19 protein-coding genes are annotated in these 14,093 nt (G+C 56.3%); 13 read left to right on the top strand and 6 right to left on the bottom strand.

Annotated features, from left to right (window positions below):
• Window positions 1–190: 190 nt before the first annotated feature.
• The 4 genes from ACL2XO_RS07585 to ACL2XO_RS07600 all read right to left on the bottom strand — a co-directional run bounded on the left by ACL2XO_RS07585 (window position 191) and on the right by ACL2XO_RS07600 (window position 4,492).
• Window positions 191–1,297 (bottom strand): phosphoserine transaminase, encoded by a 1,107-nt coding sequence (locus tag ACL2XO_RS07585; RefSeq protein WP_413726815.1) that lies wholly within the window; start codon window positions 1,295–1,297, stop codon window positions 191–193.
• Between the two features lie 19 nt (window positions 1,298–1,316).
• Entirely contained in the window at window positions 1,317–2,489 is a 1,173-nt protein-coding gene (locus ACL2XO_RS07590) for an ATP-grasp domain-containing protein (protein ID WP_413742488.1), read from the bottom strand.
• A gap of 502 nt (window positions 2,490–2,991) precedes the next feature.
• Entirely contained in the window at window positions 2,992–3,198 is a 207-nt protein-coding gene (locus ACL2XO_RS07595) for a hypothetical protein (RefSeq protein ID WP_413726817.1), read from the bottom strand.
• A gap of 94 nt (window positions 3,199–3,292) precedes the next feature.
• Window positions 3,293–4,492 (bottom strand): MFS transporter, encoded by a 1,200-nt coding sequence (locus tag ACL2XO_RS07600; protein ID WP_413726818.1) that lies wholly within the window; start codon window positions 4,490–4,492, stop codon window positions 3,293–3,295.
• 363 nt (window positions 4,493–4,855) lie between these two features.
• Here ACL2XO_RS07600 and ACL2XO_RS07605 point away from each other — a divergent pair, with 363 nt between their 5' ends.
• A complete protein-coding gene (locus tag ACL2XO_RS07605) occupies window positions 4,856–5,431 on the top strand; it encodes an RBBP9/YdeN family alpha/beta hydrolase (protein WP_413726819.1) in 576 nt (191 codons plus the stop codon).
• Here ACL2XO_RS07605 and ACL2XO_RS07610 read toward each other — a convergent pair.
• Both ACL2XO_RS07610 and ACL2XO_RS07615 read right to left on the bottom strand, forming a co-directional pair.
• A complete protein-coding gene (locus ACL2XO_RS07610; RefSeq protein ID WP_203522464.1) occupies window positions 5,410–5,664 on the bottom strand; it encodes an ANR family transcriptional regulator in 255 nt (84 codons plus the stop codon). The two genes, ACL2XO_RS07605 and ACL2XO_RS07610, sit on opposite strands and share 22 nt — an antisense overlap.
• 182 nt (window positions 5,665–5,846) lie before the next feature.
• Window positions 5,847–6,470 carry a LexA family protein gene (locus ACL2XO_RS07615; protein ID WP_132923023.1) on the bottom strand — a complete coding sequence of 208 codons (624 nt, stop codon included), beginning with the start codon at window positions 6,468–6,470 and terminating at the stop codon, window positions 5,847–5,849.
• A 154-nt stretch (window positions 6,471–6,624) separates the two neighbouring features.
• Between ACL2XO_RS07615 and ACL2XO_RS07620 the strand changes: the two genes are divergently transcribed.
• The 12 genes from ACL2XO_RS07620 (at window position 6,625) to ACL2XO_RS07675 (ending at window position 14,028) form a co-directional block, all read left to right on the top strand.
• Complete coding sequence (locus tag ACL2XO_RS07620) at window positions 6,625–7,056, top strand: antiterminator Q family protein (protein ID WP_132923022.1); 432 nt, start codon at window positions 6,625–6,627, stop codon at window positions 7,054–7,056.
• Window positions 7,057–7,371: 315 nt separating this feature from the next.
• Window positions 7,372–7,689 carry a hypothetical protein gene (locus ACL2XO_RS07625; protein ID WP_132923021.1) on the top strand — a complete coding sequence of 106 codons (318 nt, stop codon included), beginning with the start codon at window positions 7,372–7,374 and terminating at the stop codon, window positions 7,687–7,689.
• Between the two features lies 1 nt (window position 7,690).
• Window positions 7,691–8,185 carry a lysozyme gene (locus tag ACL2XO_RS07630; RefSeq protein ID WP_413742489.1) on the top strand — a complete coding sequence of 165 codons (495 nt, stop codon included), beginning with the start codon at window positions 7,691–7,693 and terminating at the stop codon, window positions 8,183–8,185.
• Between the two features lie 84 nt (window positions 8,186–8,269).
• Window positions 8,270–8,689, top strand: a complete 420-nt coding sequence (locus tag ACL2XO_RS07635) for a hypothetical protein (RefSeq protein WP_413742490.1) — start codon at window positions 8,270–8,272, stop codon at window positions 8,687–8,689.
• Between the two features lie 160 nt (window positions 8,690–8,849).
• The gene (locus ACL2XO_RS07640; protein ID WP_413742491.1) at window positions 8,850–9,398 is read left to right on the top strand and encodes an LIC_12616 family protein; all 549 of its coding nucleotides are present in this window, start codon (window positions 8,850–8,852) and stop codon (window positions 9,396–9,398) included.
• A gap of 3 nt (window positions 9,399–9,401) precedes the next feature.
• A complete protein-coding gene (locus ACL2XO_RS07645; protein ID WP_413742492.1) occupies window positions 9,402–10,547 on the top strand; it encodes a DUF3383 family protein in 1,146 nt (381 codons plus the stop codon).
• Window positions 10,548–10,557: 10 nt separating this feature from the next.
• On the top strand, window positions 10,558–10,998 hold the full coding sequence (locus ACL2XO_RS07650; protein WP_132923017.1) for a phage structural protein: 441 nt from the start codon (window positions 10,558–10,560) through the stop codon (window positions 10,996–10,998).
• Between the two features lie 3 nt (window positions 10,999–11,001).
• Complete coding sequence (locus ACL2XO_RS07655) at window positions 11,002–11,406, top strand: phage tail assembly chaperone (protein WP_413726823.1); 405 nt, start codon at window positions 11,002–11,004, stop codon at window positions 11,404–11,406.
• 65 nt (window positions 11,407–11,471) lie between these two features.
• Window positions 11,472–11,594 carry a DUF6889 family protein gene (locus ACL2XO_RS07660; protein WP_413726824.1) on the top strand — a complete coding sequence of 41 codons (123 nt, stop codon included), beginning with the start codon at window positions 11,472–11,474 and terminating at the stop codon, window positions 11,592–11,594.
• Window positions 11,584–13,071: a hypothetical protein gene (locus ACL2XO_RS07665; RefSeq protein ID WP_413742493.1), complete on the top strand. Its 1,488-nt coding sequence runs from the start codon at window positions 11,584–11,586 to the stop codon at window positions 13,069–13,071. Before ACL2XO_RS07660 ends, ACL2XO_RS07665 begins: the two co-directional genes overlap by 11 nt.
• Window positions 13,072–13,671: a phage baseplate protein gene (locus tag ACL2XO_RS07670; RefSeq protein WP_413742494.1), complete on the top strand. Its 600-nt coding sequence runs from the start codon at window positions 13,072–13,074 to the stop codon at window positions 13,669–13,671.
• Between the two features lie 42 nt (window positions 13,672–13,713).
• Window positions 13,714–14,028, top strand: a complete 315-nt coding sequence (locus ACL2XO_RS07675) for a phage baseplate plug protein (protein ID WP_132923012.1) — start codon at window positions 13,714–13,716, stop codon at window positions 14,026–14,028.
• Window positions 14,029–14,093: the final 65 nt, after the last annotated feature.

Genomic DNA, 14,093 nt, shown 5'->3' on the forward strand with positions numbered 1-14,093 from the left:
TGCAAAAAAAAATGGATGTAGGCGTGTTTATGCCGTCGGCGTCAGGAGCGCTTGGTGGCGAGTACCAGCAATGCATCGCCGGCGGCGGAAGGGCTGCATCGCGTGAGCAAGGACTGCACGGCCGGCGGCGGGAGAAAATGCCGCCGCCGGCCTGTTCAGGAAGAAAGGGGAAATAACGCCGTGGCAGGGTTTAACGCCCGCTGCGATGCCGGAAGTCCTGCATAAAATCCGCCAATGCTTCCACCGCGCCTAGGGACAGCGCATTGTAAATCGATGCTCGTACCCCGCCAATGGCCCGATGTCCCTCCAGCCCGGAAAATCCTGCGGCTTTGGCTTCGGTGAAAAATGCCCTTTCAAGGTCCGCGTTCGGCAGGTTGAAGGAGACATTCATGGCCGAGCGGTCCCGTGCTTCACCCCAGCCACGATAGAAGTCATCGCTGCCGTCAAGGATGCTATAGAGCAGATCTGCCTTGCCGCGGTTTATGCGCGCCATATTCTCCACGCCGCCGATGTCATTGAGCAACCAACGCGTTACCAGCAGTACCACATAAATGGCAAAGACCGGCGGTGTGTTGAAGTTGGAGTGGGCGTCGACGTGGCGGCGATAATCCAGGAACGCCGGCAGATTTTGCCCAGCGGATTGCACGACGCTGTCCCGCACCAACACGATGGTGACGCCCGCCGGGCCGATGTTTTTCTGGGCATGGGCATAAATCAGGGAAAATTTATCCGCCTCGCAGGGTTTGGATAAAAAGTCCGAAGACATATCGCAGACCCGGGGAACATCGTCCCGGCCCAGAATACGATGAAACTGTAAACCTTCCACCGTTTCATTGGATACATAATGGATGTAGGGCGCATCGGCTGAAAAGGAGAGTTCGTCTTCTCGCGGGAGATGGCGATACCCGCAGTTTTCGCCGCTCCAGACCACACGGACCGGGCCTTCACGCATGGCCTCGGTGATGACTTTGCGGCTCCAGTAACCGGTGTCAAGATACTCCGCCGCGTGGCGCTTACCGCGGAGCATGTTCATGGGCACCATTGAGAACTGCTGCGTCGCGCCGCCCTGCAGGAATAGGATATGGTAGTTTTCCGGCAGGCCCAGCAGGGTCCGGATATTGTTTTCCGTTTCCCGGACGATGGATTCGAACCAGGCGGAGCGATGGCTGATGCCCAGTATGGATAGGCCCGTTTCCGGTACTTCAATAATAGACGCTTGAACCTGGGCCAGGACGCTTTCCGGCAGCGCCCCGGGCCCGCCTGAAAAGTTCAGGGCATTATGCGAATTTGTCGGCATGATAACGTTTTTTCCCGCGTCAAAGTAATTTGCTGATTGGATTTTCAGCGGCCCTGATGAGAAGCAACTCACGCAATGCATCTTTAACCTTTTGCATGTGATATTGCTTGTGTGGAAAGATGTCTTCCTGATCCATGGCATGCACCACCATGGCGGGATCGATCTCAAATACCAACAGATCTCCGTCTTGGGTTTCGGCGCAGTCGATGCCGAGGTAATCCAGCCGGGTGCGCTGATAAATCGTCGCCAGGGCGCTACGGTGCCGCTGCGCGAAAGCGTCAAAGTGAGTGAAAAACGCCGCTTCTTCGGCCCGTTTTTTCTCATCCTCGTACATGCCCGCGTTCACGTAGTGGATCATCCAGTGCGACGATATCGCCATATGGCAGGCATAGGGTACGCCAGCGATAAGGACAATGCGGAATTTACGGAACAGCCCGTCCGGCCCGCTGTAGTCAACAAACCGGGAGAGAAAATAGTGCTCTGCGGGAATGTCCGCCAGATAGGCGGCGACCGCCGGTAACGAATCAATCCTGGCCAGCCCCCGTCCGCCGTGGGAACCCACAGGACGCAGGATAACGGGGAAGTGATAGCCTTCCATCGCCCCGGAAAGCGGTATCTCTTTGTCGGCGACCCGCTGCAACGTCGTACGGCCGATATGCAGCGCCGGGCATATGGCCAGCCCCGGCACGTTTTGCAGCAGCATGCTGGCCGCATACCGTTCCGAGGCGGGAATAAACTGCGGCGCGTTGATTACCGGCTTCGGCCAGCGGGCCAATGCCTGTTCCAATTGCGCCAGCGGCTCACGGCTCTCGTCGGCGGCGCTGATGGCCACCAGGACGGCATCGTGTTCCGGCACCGGCCAGGCCAGCGGCGTATCGGGGGTAATATAGTAATAAAGCAGATCGATATCGCTGTTTTCCAGCAGGCAATCCAGCGGCATATTGGCTGAAAGATCCCCTGGTATCATCAGCATCAGCAGGCGCAGCTTCGCCGGCTGCCGGGCGGCCGGCAGCCGGAATACCCGTTGCATCGCCAACGCCTGCCCCTGGATAGCCAAACCTGCTTTTAGCTGTTTGAGGCACATCATGACGGTGGAAAGATTCATCCACAGCTCGGCGTCGTCCGGATAATGTTCCGCCTTGACCAACATCTCTTCCGCCAGGGAAGTGAAATCGGTTCCGGCAATACTCATACGCAGAAAAGGTGCCAGCCCGAGAAACAAAGTTGCGGGTTGATACGCCGCATCAGGCACAAACGGCGTATTTAATGTCGCTGGATTTTGCAATCGTCATATCCCTTTTGGGTGTGGGGCGCTAACGGGCATCGGGCTAAGAAAATATTCAGCCTAAAGTCGTTTTAAATTAATGGAGGCTAGTATGAGTGGCGGCTTGGTCGTGGTCAAGCCGCGCGGGGCCTGGATCCAGCGCTATAGAGAGATATATTCGTCAAAAAATATTTCATACTCAATAGCCTGAGAAACTGATATTAAGAGTATTTTTGATCTTATTTTTGGCATTAAAATCGAAGAATATCTATTTTATTACGGCTTAGACTCACGGCGTGGGTTATATGAGGTAAAAATTTTAATTAAGTCAAAATTTAATTCTATTATTTTCATTGCTGCTTAAGCCAAATAAAAGAACATGCCGTGACCGGACATGTTTACCGGCGTGAGCGCCGGTAACGTGGCGCCGTTATCCTTTGGCCTGATCTTTTTTATCCTTGGCCGCCATATGATGGCCGACGATACAACCCCCCACCGCACCCAATACCGCATGGTTTTTGAGATGTCCGACAGCCGCGCCGACGGCGGCGCCCTTGAGACAGCCTGCGGCATAGGAGAGCGGGGCGGCGCCTGTTAACAGGATAAAAACCACGGCATAACAAAAATGTTTATTCACGATCATCTCAAACAAAAGGGTAAAACAGTTCGGAAACATTGCCATTATTGCCCGGCGGCTGTCACCTTGACTTATGTAACAAAGGTTGACGGGGTCAGGCCTCTTTTACATGGCCCAATGTTTTGACGGCGGCAAACGAAACCAGCGCCAATACGGAAACAACGCAGCCGGCGGCGGCCACCCCGGGCCAGTCCTCGCGGGAAAACAGCGCCCCCGCCAGCAGCGCGCCGCCGGAGCCGCACAAAAACACGCTGGTCATAAACAGACCGTTCAGCCTCCCGCGGGCTTCCGCCGGCAGGGTATATATCGCCCGCAGGCTCAGTACCTGGTGGGTCTGCACGCCGGCATCCAGCACGATGGCCGCCACGACGAAAAGGGTGATGCTGTGCAGCGACCAGGCGGCGAACGTGGAAGCAAACGCCAGCGCCACCATAAGCATTGCCACTCCCGTCGTAGGTTGCGACAATCCTTTATCCGCCAGCCGGCCGGCGATAGGGGCGGCCAGCGCACCGGCGGCGCCGGCCAATAAAAACAGCGCGATGCCGTGCGGCGAAAGATTAAAACGCGGGCCGCTGAGCACCATGGGCGTTGCCGTCCAGAACATATTGAAGGCGGCAAACAGCAGCCCCTGCCACAGGGCGCGGCGGCGTAATAGCGGCGTGGAACGAAACAGGTGCCACAACGAACCTAGAATGGCCAGGTAGTGGCTGTCATGGCGCGGCTGGCGGGTCGGTAGCTGAAAGCGCAGCATCAGGGCCAGTGCGGCCATCAGCAGGGCGGACAGCCAGAAGACCGCCTGCCAGCCGAACCAGCCGGCAAGCAGGCTGGACAACGGACGCGACAGCATGATGCCCAGCAGCAGACCCCCCATGACATTACCCACCACCCTGCCGCGCCGCGCTTCCGGCACCATGTGCGCCGCGAAGGGCACCAGGACCTGAGCCGACGCGGAGAAAAAGCCGACGGCAAAAACGGCCAGGAAAAACAGCGAGACAGCCGGTGCAAACGCCATGGACACCAGCGCCAGCGCATCCCCCAGCAGGGCGGCGATAACCAGCCGGCGGTTTTCCATCAGGTCTGCCAGCGAAACCAGCAGGATCAACCCGGCGGCATAGCCTATTTGGGTCACGGTGACCACCAGACCCGACAGGGTGCCCGGCATCGCCAGCGCACGCCCGATGGTTTGCGCCAGCGGCTGCGCATAATAGATATTGGCGACGGTAATGCCGCATGCGATGGCGAAAACAGTGACGTGAGTCCGGGAAAGCGACCCGCGATCAGCCTCTTGATTCATGATGTACCTCGATTCACGCCGGTGGGGCGACAGCAGGCCCGGCTCACGGGAAACCTTTTCCGGCCGCTATACTAGGGGGATTTGTCATACCATAACGGCTTAACCTAAGGAGCTAACGACAGGATGTCAAGCCGTGGCAAGCAAGTCGGGCAATGTTAATCTGGTTGAAATATATCCGCCCTATCCTGAAGGCCAGTTCATGCAGTTAACTTCGCTTAGCTGGAAGCTTATCCTAAATAATCAAAGTTGCAGGAAGGCGGCAACGCAGCGAATCCCCGGGAGCTTACTCAGGTAAGTGACTGGGGTGAGTGAGGAAAGCCAACGCATCTGCAACTTGGAGTATGACGGGTATAGGGGAAGTAAATGAATATGCCTGACAAGATAGTGATAATCCATGGATTTCTGTCCACGCCGCGCCATCACTGGTTCCGCTGGCTAAAAGAGCAGCTGGAAAAACAGGGAACCCAGGTCATTCTGCCCAGCATGCCCTCGCCCCGGGCTCCCTGTCCGGATCGCTGGCTGTCGCATCTGAAAGCCTGTGTACCCGCACCCTCCCGCCGCACCTGGTTTATTGCCCATAGTCTGGGGTGCATTACCCTGATGCGGTATCTCGCCTCGCTGGGGGAGGGGGTTTGCGTCGGCGGCGCCATGCTGGTGGCGGGATTTGCCGAACCGGTAGCGGGATTTCCCGAACTGGATCGCTTTACCCTGGAGCAAATCGATTATGGCCGGCTGAAGAAAAGCGTCGGACGGTTGGTTGCCTTGCGGTCGCTGAATGATGAGGTTGTCCCGCCGGATCTCACTCAAACCCTGAGCCGATCGCTTAGCGCCGAACTCTACAGCTTTCCCGCCGCGGGACATTTCAGGGAACAGGATGGCTTTATCCAGTTCCCGGCGCTGTTGGACATGCTTAACGATTACAGGTATGTGACGGAATAAACAGTGGCGTTTTTAACGCTTTGTTCGCTCCTTTTGAGCCTTTCGCGCTCGATTTGCATCACACAAAAATCCGCGCGATGTTCGCTCCAGGTTTGATTGAGCGGATTGCGCGAATACCGTGCGGCTTTGCTCCAGGTCTGCGCCGCATGCCGATAATCCCCTGTACGCTCTATCCGCGCTGCGGCGATGGCCGCCCGAAAGTAGAGCGGGCTGTCGAGGTTTTTAAATGCCATATCTTTAGATCCCTTCAAAATGAAAAGTAGTAAGCGGAAATAAAAATACCCCTTTAATTGTTATATGTAAACAATAAAAGGGGTATTTGTTTTGAAGGGAAACCAGTTATTTGTTTTTCACGGCAGCTGATTTGTATGTTAAATCCAATGACCATCCCTGAAGCAGGACCCCGGGTCCTGGTTTAGCGTTTGCGGCGGAAAATCCGATGCTCAATCATCACGCCGATAATCTGCAAATCGATGTCGGCGCTGCGCAAAACCGGGTAATCGGGATTCAACGGCACCAGTTCGAATGAGCAAATACCGAGGCCCAGCGGCCGAAATTTTTTAAACGTAGCGTCATAACCGTTATTTTTCGCCACCACGAATTCCCCCGGGGCGGGGGTCAGTTCCGGATCGATAATCACAATGTCTCCCGGCTGGAATTCCGGCATCATGCTATCGCCGTCAATACGCAGTGCGAAGGCGTTTTCGGTGATGTCCGCGTCAGCCAAAACATACTCGTAGTTGCCTTCGATAGTGGTAATTTCGGACACCTCCGTTAGCGCTCCTGCCTGAACGTAACTCAATATAGGGATACGGCGCGTGCTGATTTCAGCCAGCGGCATGACGTTTTTGCCGTTCAGGAGCCAATCAGGACTGCAGTTCAGCGCCTTGGCCAGATCCAGCAGGTTTCGCGGGCGTTTGGTCCTGCCGCTTTCGATGGATTCAATGGCTTGCTGGCTCACTCCGGCAGCAGCGGCCACTCCTACCTGTGTCAAATTCAAGTCCATACGTCTGGCTTTAAAACGTGCAGCTAAAGACATTCTGTCTCTCCATGAAATGAACTGAAAATCAGCTATAGCATTAAATACAACTTTAGTTGTGGTTGACAAACAATAATGTGGGTAGTTTAATACAATTAATATTGTAAATCCACGAATCTCTTTAGCAGTATTGTAAAATTCACCGGGGTCAAAAATGAGAGATATTCAGCAGGTTCTGGAACGGTGGGGCGGCTGGGCCGCAAGCGATAACAGCGGCCTTGATTGGTCCCCCATCGCCGCCGGTTTTAAAGGACTGATGCCGTATCGCACGTCGCAACGTTTAAAATGCTGCGATAGCGACGGTTTGACCATCGATGCCTGCGTGCTGCATTTGCAGGCGATGCGTCAGCGCAAAGAGCTGGATCTGATCATGTTGTATTACGTCTACCGTATGTCCAAACGGGAAATCGCGCGCCATTGGCGCATTGATGAAAAGATTATCCGTATCCAATTGCAGGTGGCCGAAGGGTTTGTGGCGGGCTGTCTGGCAATGCTGGACGTGCAACTGGATATGGATGCGCAAGTCAAAACCTACGAGAAAGAAAAGGTTAACGCGGTCCGCAAAACCCATGCTAGCATGTTCTAAGTGGTTTTTACGACCGGCAAAAGACCCCGCCAAGGCGGGGTCTTTACAATAATTTTTTCTGAAAAAAAAAAGCTTGTGCGGTCCGCAAAACCCGTGATAGAGTGCAATTACTGGTTATTTAGACATTATTAAACGTGATTTACAAAACGTACTAGCCAAACATATTTGAACGGCAAAAGACCTCGCTTCGGCGGGGTCTTTTCGTTTCTGTCTCTGTTATCTAGCCTGCCGGAGGTTTTCCTCCGGCGGGCTTTTTTTATTCTCTTTTTTCACCCGGCACCAACCTTGAACTTCAGGCAGTGGGATATGCAACTCATGGATCAAAAATCAGATATCGCGACGCACGGCGGGGCATTGGTCACGCTGTTATCAAGCCTGATGGGACTCTCCACCTTGGAACTCGTTTACCTCGTTATCGCCGTTGTCGGCGCGGTTATCTCGCTGCTCGGCTACCTGGATAAACGAAAAACCGAACGGCTCAATCGCCAGCTGGCCCGTGAACGGCTGACGTTCGATTGGGAAAGAACCAAAGCCATCGTTGAATTTTTGCAGGGATCGCCTTCTCACGATATCAGCCAGGCCGGCGAGGTGGTTCAGAAAGTAAACAACGTGCTTAAAGAGACGGAGCATTAGCATGGCGATGTCTCCCGCGTTACGCAAAAGCATTATCGCCGCCCTCAGCAGCGGGGCGATGACCATCGCGGTGGCGCTGCTGGGCGGTCCCAATGGCCTTGAGGGGCGGCAATACCTGCCCTACCAGGATGTGGCCGGTATCTGGACCGTCTGCGACGGCCATACCGGACCGGATATTATCAAGGGCCGGCGCTATACCGATGCCGAATGCGACGTACTGCTGGCAAAAGACCTGGCGCCGGTGAAAAAAGCCGTTGATACGGCGGTAAAAGTCCCGATAAAAGACAGCACCCGCGCCGCGCTTTATTCCTTTACCTATAACGTAGGGACCACGGCGTTTCGTCACTCCTCTTTGCTGCGCAAGCTTAACGCCGGCGACATCCTCGGGGCATGCCAGGCGCTGCGCCAGTGGATCTATGCCGGCAACAGGGCCTGGAAGGGGCTGATGCAACGGCGCGAAATTGAAACTGACGTTTGTACCTGGGGAGGCGTATGAACCTGTTGATTACCGAGGATACCCGGCGGGTTTTCGCCGGCGGGGTAAGGATCGCTGAAAGCCGACGGCGGGAGCACGGCGCCTATGGGCAATAAAATCGCCGTTATCCTGGCCGCCGTGGTCGTGCTGCTGCTCGGCGCCACGGTTTACCTGTCATTGCATTATTACGGCAAGTACCAGGAGGAAGTGACCGCCAACACCGCGCTGGTGCAGGAAAACAAGGCGGCTGACGCAGCCATGCAAAGCCAAAGCCATCTTATCACAATTTTTAATACTCTCGCCGGGACTACCCTCAATGCGCAAGCCAACAATACCGCTGCCGGCCAGGACCGGGAAGTGGTTATCCAAACGGTCATCAAGACCGAGCCCTGCGCTGGGACTGCCGTTCCTGCTGCTGCTGGCAACGTCCTGCTCGACCACTACCACCAGCTACGTGAAAGTACCGACGGTGCCCCTGCCGGCCAGCCTGACGGCCCCATGTCCGCCGTCGCCGCCGCCAAATGACCCTTTGACCTACGGCGCCGCGTTGGCCTGGGACGAACTGTTGCTCACCGACCTGCAAAATTGCAATGAGCAATTATCCGCCATTCGGCAAATCGAAATCGAGAGACAGAAATAGGGCCCCTCAAACCGGCTTTGGCCGACCTAAACAGGAGGTGAAACATTGGGCAACAACAGCAGTACCGAAAGCGGCTGGCTGGTGCCGCTGGGCAACGGCCCCGATTATGACGCAACCCTTGAAAACCAGTTAAGCAGCTGGGTGACGGGGCTCACCGGGCTGGCGGACGGGTATGTGGTTTCCCGCTGGCAGCCCAATCAGGCGCCGGCGTTCGCGGGGGATATCAACTGGTGCGCTTTCGGCATTTCGGAAATCAGCCAGGACGACAGTCAGGCGTTCGTAGATCAGACCGACAGCAGCACTCAGCTATGGCGGCATGAAGTGATAAGTCTCCAGACGTCGTTTTACGGACCGGGCGGCCAGCAGCTGATCAGCCAGTTCCGCGACGGTATGGCGGTGAATCAGAACAACGACGAACTCAATGCACAAGGCCTGTCATTAACCGATTACAGCGCCATCAAATCCAACCCTGAACTTATCGATACACAGTGGACGCGCCGTTATGACATGACGGTGCGCCTGCGTCGCAAGGTCGTACGAGAATACGGCGTTAATTCGCTGGTGGACACACCAGTATCATTCTTTGGAGAATAACTTATGGCACAGGGATTACCTGTATCCAACGTGGTCAACGTTGATATCATCATGTCGCCCACAGCGGCATCCGGCCGCAACTTCGGCGCGTTGCTTATCCTCGGCACCTCCACCGTTATACCGATAACCGAGCGTCTGCGTCTGTATGCCGGTATTGATGATATCGGCACGGATTTCGGCGTCAGCAGCCCGGAATATGAAGCGGCGTCGATTTTCTTTTCCCAATCGCCGAATCCCACCCAGGTCTATATCGGCCGCTGGGCCAAAACCCTGGCCACCGGGGAAACCGGCACGGCCGAAACCTTGGCCGCGGCGGTGAATGCCTGCCTGGAATACACCAACTGGTATGGCCTGGCGGTAGCGGACGATGCGGATCTCGTCGATGGGGATGTTATCAGCGTCGCCGCCGCCATCGAGGCTTCCTCCCTCAGCCATATTTTCGCCGTCACCACCGGCGACGCTATGACATTGAGCGCCACTTCCAGCGCCGATCTGGCCGCCAAGCTCAAGGCCGCGTCTTACAGCCGCACCTTCGTGCAGTATTCCACCTCGAGCAAATATGCCGCGCTGTCGGCGTTTGGCCGGGCGTTTACCGTGGATTTCACCGGCAGCAACACCACCATTACGCTGAAATTCAAAACCGAACCGGGCGTCACCTACGAAACCCTCACCCTGTCCCAGGCGGCGGCGGTGGACGGCAAGAACGCCAACGTCTATGTCTACTACGCCAATGATACGGCGATTTTGCAACAGGGGGTCATGGCCAACGGCGACTTCTTCGATGAACGCCAGGGACTGGACTGGCTGCAAAACTACGTCCAGACCAATCTCTACAATCTGCTTTACACCTCCACCACCAAAATCCCGCAAACCGATGCCGGGGTCACGCGTCTGCTCACCAACGTCGAGGCGTCCATGGATCAGTCGGTCACCAACGGCCTGGTGGCGCCGGGGGTATGGAATGGCGGCGATATCGGTCAACTGGTGGCGGGGGACACTCTCACCAAAGGTTACTACGTCTATGCGGCGCCCATCGCCGACCAGGCGCAGTCCGATCGCGAGGCACGCATGGCGCCGCTTATCCAGGTGGCCTGCAAGCTGGCGGGTGCGGTGCATTATGCCGATGTTCAAATCAATGTGGTTCGTTAAGGAGTAATTCATGGCAACTTATAGTTTTTCCGATGTCAGCGCCTCTTTGTCCGGCCTGACCGGCGTTATCGATCTGGGCTACGGCTCCGCCAACGCATCAGAAGGCATCACCGTGACGATGCCCGCCGCCGTGAATACCGTCACCGTCGGCGCCGACGGTGAAGTCATGCACAGCCTGAGTCCGAATAAATCAGGCACCATCCAGGTAACGTTGCTGAAAACCTCGCCGGTGAATAAAAAGCTGTCCCTGGCCTACAACGCCCAGACCTTATCCTCGGCGGCCTGGGGCAATAACGTTATCGTCCTGCGCAACCATGCTTCCGGCGACATCACCACCGCCCGTTCCGTGGCGTTCAACGCGGTACCCAACAATACCAACGCGGCGGACGGCGGCACTATGACCTGGACATTCGCCTGCGGCAAAATCGATCAGGTGCTCGGGGAGTTCTAAGCAATGGAATTTGAACTGAAAGGCAATCAGTACCGCACGTCCGCCTTGGACGTGTTCCACCAGCTCAAGGTATCCCGCAAATTATTGCCGGTGATAGCGGACATGCTTGGAGAACTGAAAAACGGTGAAACCAGCCTGCTGGACGCCCTGCCGAAAATCGCTCAAACCATTGCCGCCCTGAAAGACGAAGACTGCGACGCCATTCTGTTTCCCTGCCTGGCGGTTGCCAGGCGTAAACAGGGCAGCCATTGGGCTCCGGTGTTCGACCCATCGTCGGACACCCTGATGTTTGATGATCTGGAACTGATGGATGTGTTGCATATCGTCGCTAACGTGGTGGGGGAATCGCTGGGAAATTTTTTTCACGATCTCCCCGGCAGCGTGACGGCGGACCCGTCGCCGCTATAACGCTGGACAGCCTGCCGGGCGGAGAAGAGTTTATTCTCCGCCCTGTCAAGGCGGGACTGACCACCATGGGTGAGATCAAAAGCGGCGCCATTGATCTGTGCGATATCGCCATGTTGAACGATTATCTCGATCTGGTGGATGACAATAATGCGCGGATAGCGCGCTGGAGGCAGGCAAATGAACGCTGAAATCATCAAGGATTTTTTGGCCGGTCTGGGGTTTCAACCGAATGCCGATGAGAGTCTGGATACCCTTGGGTCCATGATAACCCGTCATATCGCCAGCCTTGGCCGGGCTGCCGACGCAACGGCGCTCTCGATGGGACGTTTTATCGGGCGCCTGGCCAGTGGATTGGACCGTTTTTCCATACCCCCCCTCGGGGGGGCTTTTAGCGCCAATGCCGCGACGCCGGCAACGGGTGCGGCCACGTCTTTGACCGGCTTGACCGGCAGTCTGGCGGGATTGAATCGGGCTTTACAGGGGCCGTCGGTCCAGGCGGCAACCATGCTGGCGCCGTTGGCGACAGCGCTGGCGCCGACACTGTCTTTTGCCCAGGATACCGGGCAATCCGGTGAGGTAAAGCAGAGCGGCCTGGGCAGGCGGGGGTCGGTTACTACCAACGCAGGGACATCGTTATCGCGCCTGTTGAGCGTGACGGGGGCAAGTTTGCCGCAACCAGATACGGGGAGTGGCAAGGCTCTCAATGCCGGCAATGATAATGGCATGGTGAGTGGCGTTCCGGCGGCGCGGAACGGCATATCGTCGCCCCCGGGGGCCGAAGCTTCCGGAGTCAACGGGACTTCTGTCGCCCCGAATAATGCCTCGGATATCGCCGGGCATAGTGCTGCCTCCAGCGATAAGCCTGCTGTCGTCGCTCATCATCAACTGATTTCCGCTGGCGATACTGGGCGAGCCGTTGCCGGATTGTCCGCGATGGGTAGTTACCTTATCAATATCGTCAAGGGATTGGTTGGAACCATGGGGCGGCCTTTGCCGTTTGGGCATAACGGCAACCAAACCCGCGGCGGCTCAACCAAGCCCGCCTCGGGGTCCGGCGATAATATATCGAACGCGGATATCAACCCGGTATCCGCCGTTACACCAGCGGATGTCCGGCAAGCCACCGTACATAACGCCTTTAGCTCTGCACGGCAAACCGGCAATCAGCCTGACCTCGTCCCACAGCCTGCGGCGAGCGGACAGGGCGGCGGGGCTTTTTTACAGGCGCTGCTTGAGGGCGCCGGGGCCAAGGTCCGTCGGTTGGCGAACCAGAACAAAGCCGGCGGCGCCGAAACGCTCCTGAACAGCGACATGTCCGACGACGGCGGGCAAACGGCCTTGTACAGCTCCGGAACCGGCGGCACCCTGGGCAGCCTCGCCAAACGATTCAGCATCAATCCGACGGCATTGCTGAATATCGCCGCTCCCCGGCTCTCGGCATCCCTCATGGGGGGAACGGGCCAATGGGAACCGGGCCGGAGCCCCTATGCCAATGAACCGATGGGAAGCGCCGGCGCGGCGGCGGGGGCCGCTACCCTGAACCAAACCACCAATATTACGGTCAACGGCGCAGTGTCGCCCAGCGAGACGGCCAATACCATCGCGGATCGGCAAATCAGCGTCAACGCGACCCTGACCCAACTACTTTCCCCAAAGGCGCGATAAATGGATATTCTTTCAGCCCTGTTCCAGCAAAACTCGCGGCATTTCGGCCAGGGAACGACGCTGCTTATTCCAAGCGTAGTGGTGTCGGAAGTCCATAAGGATAGCCTGACCGTGACGGCGTATCCGGTGGAGAGTGGCGCCACCATCAGCGACCACGCCTATATGCCGCCGGCGACGGTAACCATGATCCTGGGCTTTGCCGGCGGCGGCGCGTTGCTTGACCAGTCCATCAGCAGTGCGATAACAAAAACCATCGGCCAAACCACGCCCTTTGAACTCAGTCCGCAGGACACTTATAAGCAAATATTGGGCTTGCTTACCTCTCGAACCCTTATCGAGGTCACCACCGGCAAGCGGCAATACAGCAATATGCTGATTACGTCCATCGAGGTGGATACCAGTGTCGCGACGGAATACGTTTTGTCCTGCACGTTGACGATGACCCAGGTCGTTATCACCACGACTGATACGACCAAGGCCGCTTTGAAAGTCAATATGGCCAACACCTTAAGCACCTCGGCAGTGGCGAATACCGGAAAGAAAACACCGACAACACCCGCTAATCCCACGGTGGCGGCGGGCAATATTGCCGCCAATTGATATTCAAACCTCGATACTCTTTATTTTATTCGGCGGTACATCATGGCTATCCAAGAAATACCCCTCACAGCGGATAATCAGACCTTCTATATCAAGCTGGCAGGGACCTTATACAAAATGACCTTATTGTGGCGGGACAGCGCCGGCTGGATATTGGATATCGCCGACTCTGCGGGGAATGCCTTGATTCAAGGCATTCCCCTGGTGATTAACGTCGATTTATTGGCGCAATACGCCTACCTGGGCTTTAACGGCCGACTGATGGTTATGCTGGATGACGATGATACCAGTCTGCCGACCATAACCGGCCTGGGAAGCACCAGCCATGTCTATTTTATTATCGCGTCATCGTCATGATTTTTATTTCCGGTTCTAGCCACGGAATATCTGAATGAACCTCGCCCCGGCGGGTTTTTTTATGG

The organism is Sodalis sp. RH15, assembly GCF_047324255.1.
In the GTDB taxonomy this organism is placed as follows: Bacteria; Pseudomonadota; Gammaproteobacteria; order Enterobacterales; family Enterobacteriaceae; genus Acerihabitans; species Acerihabitans ligni.

Bases quoted from the DNA above. Each gene is read 5' to 3' on its own strand.
- ACL2XO_RS07585 (WP_413726815.1), bottom strand. From the start codon at position 1,297: ATGCCGACAAATTCGCATAATGCCCTGAACTTTTCAGGCGGGCCCGGG.
- ACL2XO_RS07590 (WP_413742488.1), bottom strand. From the start codon at position 2,489: ATGAGTATTGCCGGAACCGATTTCACTTCCCTGGCGGAAGAGATGTTG.
- ACL2XO_RS07600 (WP_413726818.1), bottom strand. From the start codon at position 4,492: ATGAATCAAGAGGCTGATCGCGGGTCGCTTTCCCGGACTCACGTCACT.
- ACL2XO_RS07605 (WP_413726819.1), top strand. From the start codon at position 4,856: ATGAATATGCCTGACAAGATAGTGATAATCCATGGATTTCTGTCCACG.
- ACL2XO_RS07610 (WP_203522464.1), bottom strand. From the start codon at position 5,664: ATGGCATTTAAAAACCTCGACAGCCCGCTCTACTTTCGGGCGGCCATC.
- ACL2XO_RS07615 (WP_132923023.1), bottom strand. From the start codon at position 6,470: ATGTCTTTAGCTGCACGTTTTAAAGCCAGACGTATGGACTTGAATTTG.
- ACL2XO_RS07620 (WP_132923022.1), top strand. From the start codon at position 6,625: ATGAGAGATATTCAGCAGGTTCTGGAACGGTGGGGCGGCTGGGCCGCA.
- ACL2XO_RS07625 (WP_132923021.1), top strand. From the start codon at position 7,372: ATGGATCAAAAATCAGATATCGCGACGCACGGCGGGGCATTGGTCACG.
- ACL2XO_RS07630 (WP_413742489.1), top strand. From the start codon at position 7,691: ATGGCGATGTCTCCCGCGTTACGCAAAAGCATTATCGCCGCCCTCAGC.
- ACL2XO_RS07635 (WP_413742490.1), top strand. From the start codon at position 8,270: ATGGGCAATAAAATCGCCGTTATCCTGGCCGCCGTGGTCGTGCTGCTG.
- ACL2XO_RS07645 (WP_413742492.1), top strand. From the start codon at position 9,402: ATGGCACAGGGATTACCTGTATCCAACGTGGTCAACGTTGATATCATC.
- ACL2XO_RS07650 (WP_132923017.1), top strand. From the start codon at position 10,558: ATGGCAACTTATAGTTTTTCCGATGTCAGCGCCTCTTTGTCCGGCCTG.
- ACL2XO_RS07655 (WP_413726823.1), top strand. From the start codon at position 11,002: ATGGAATTTGAACTGAAAGGCAATCAGTACCGCACGTCCGCCTTGGAC.
- ACL2XO_RS07660 (WP_413726824.1), top strand. From the start codon at position 11,472: ATGGGTGAGATCAAAAGCGGCGCCATTGATCTGTGCGATATCGCCATG.
- ACL2XO_RS07665 (WP_413742493.1), top strand. From the start codon at position 11,584: ATGAACGCTGAAATCATCAAGGATTTTTTGGCCGGTCTGGGGTTTCAA.
- ACL2XO_RS07670 (WP_413742494.1), top strand. From the start codon at position 13,072: ATGGATATTCTTTCAGCCCTGTTCCAGCAAAACTCGCGGCATTTCGGC.
- ACL2XO_RS07675 (WP_132923012.1), top strand. From the start codon at position 13,714: ATGGCTATCCAAGAAATACCCCTCACAGCGGATAATCAGACCTTCTAT.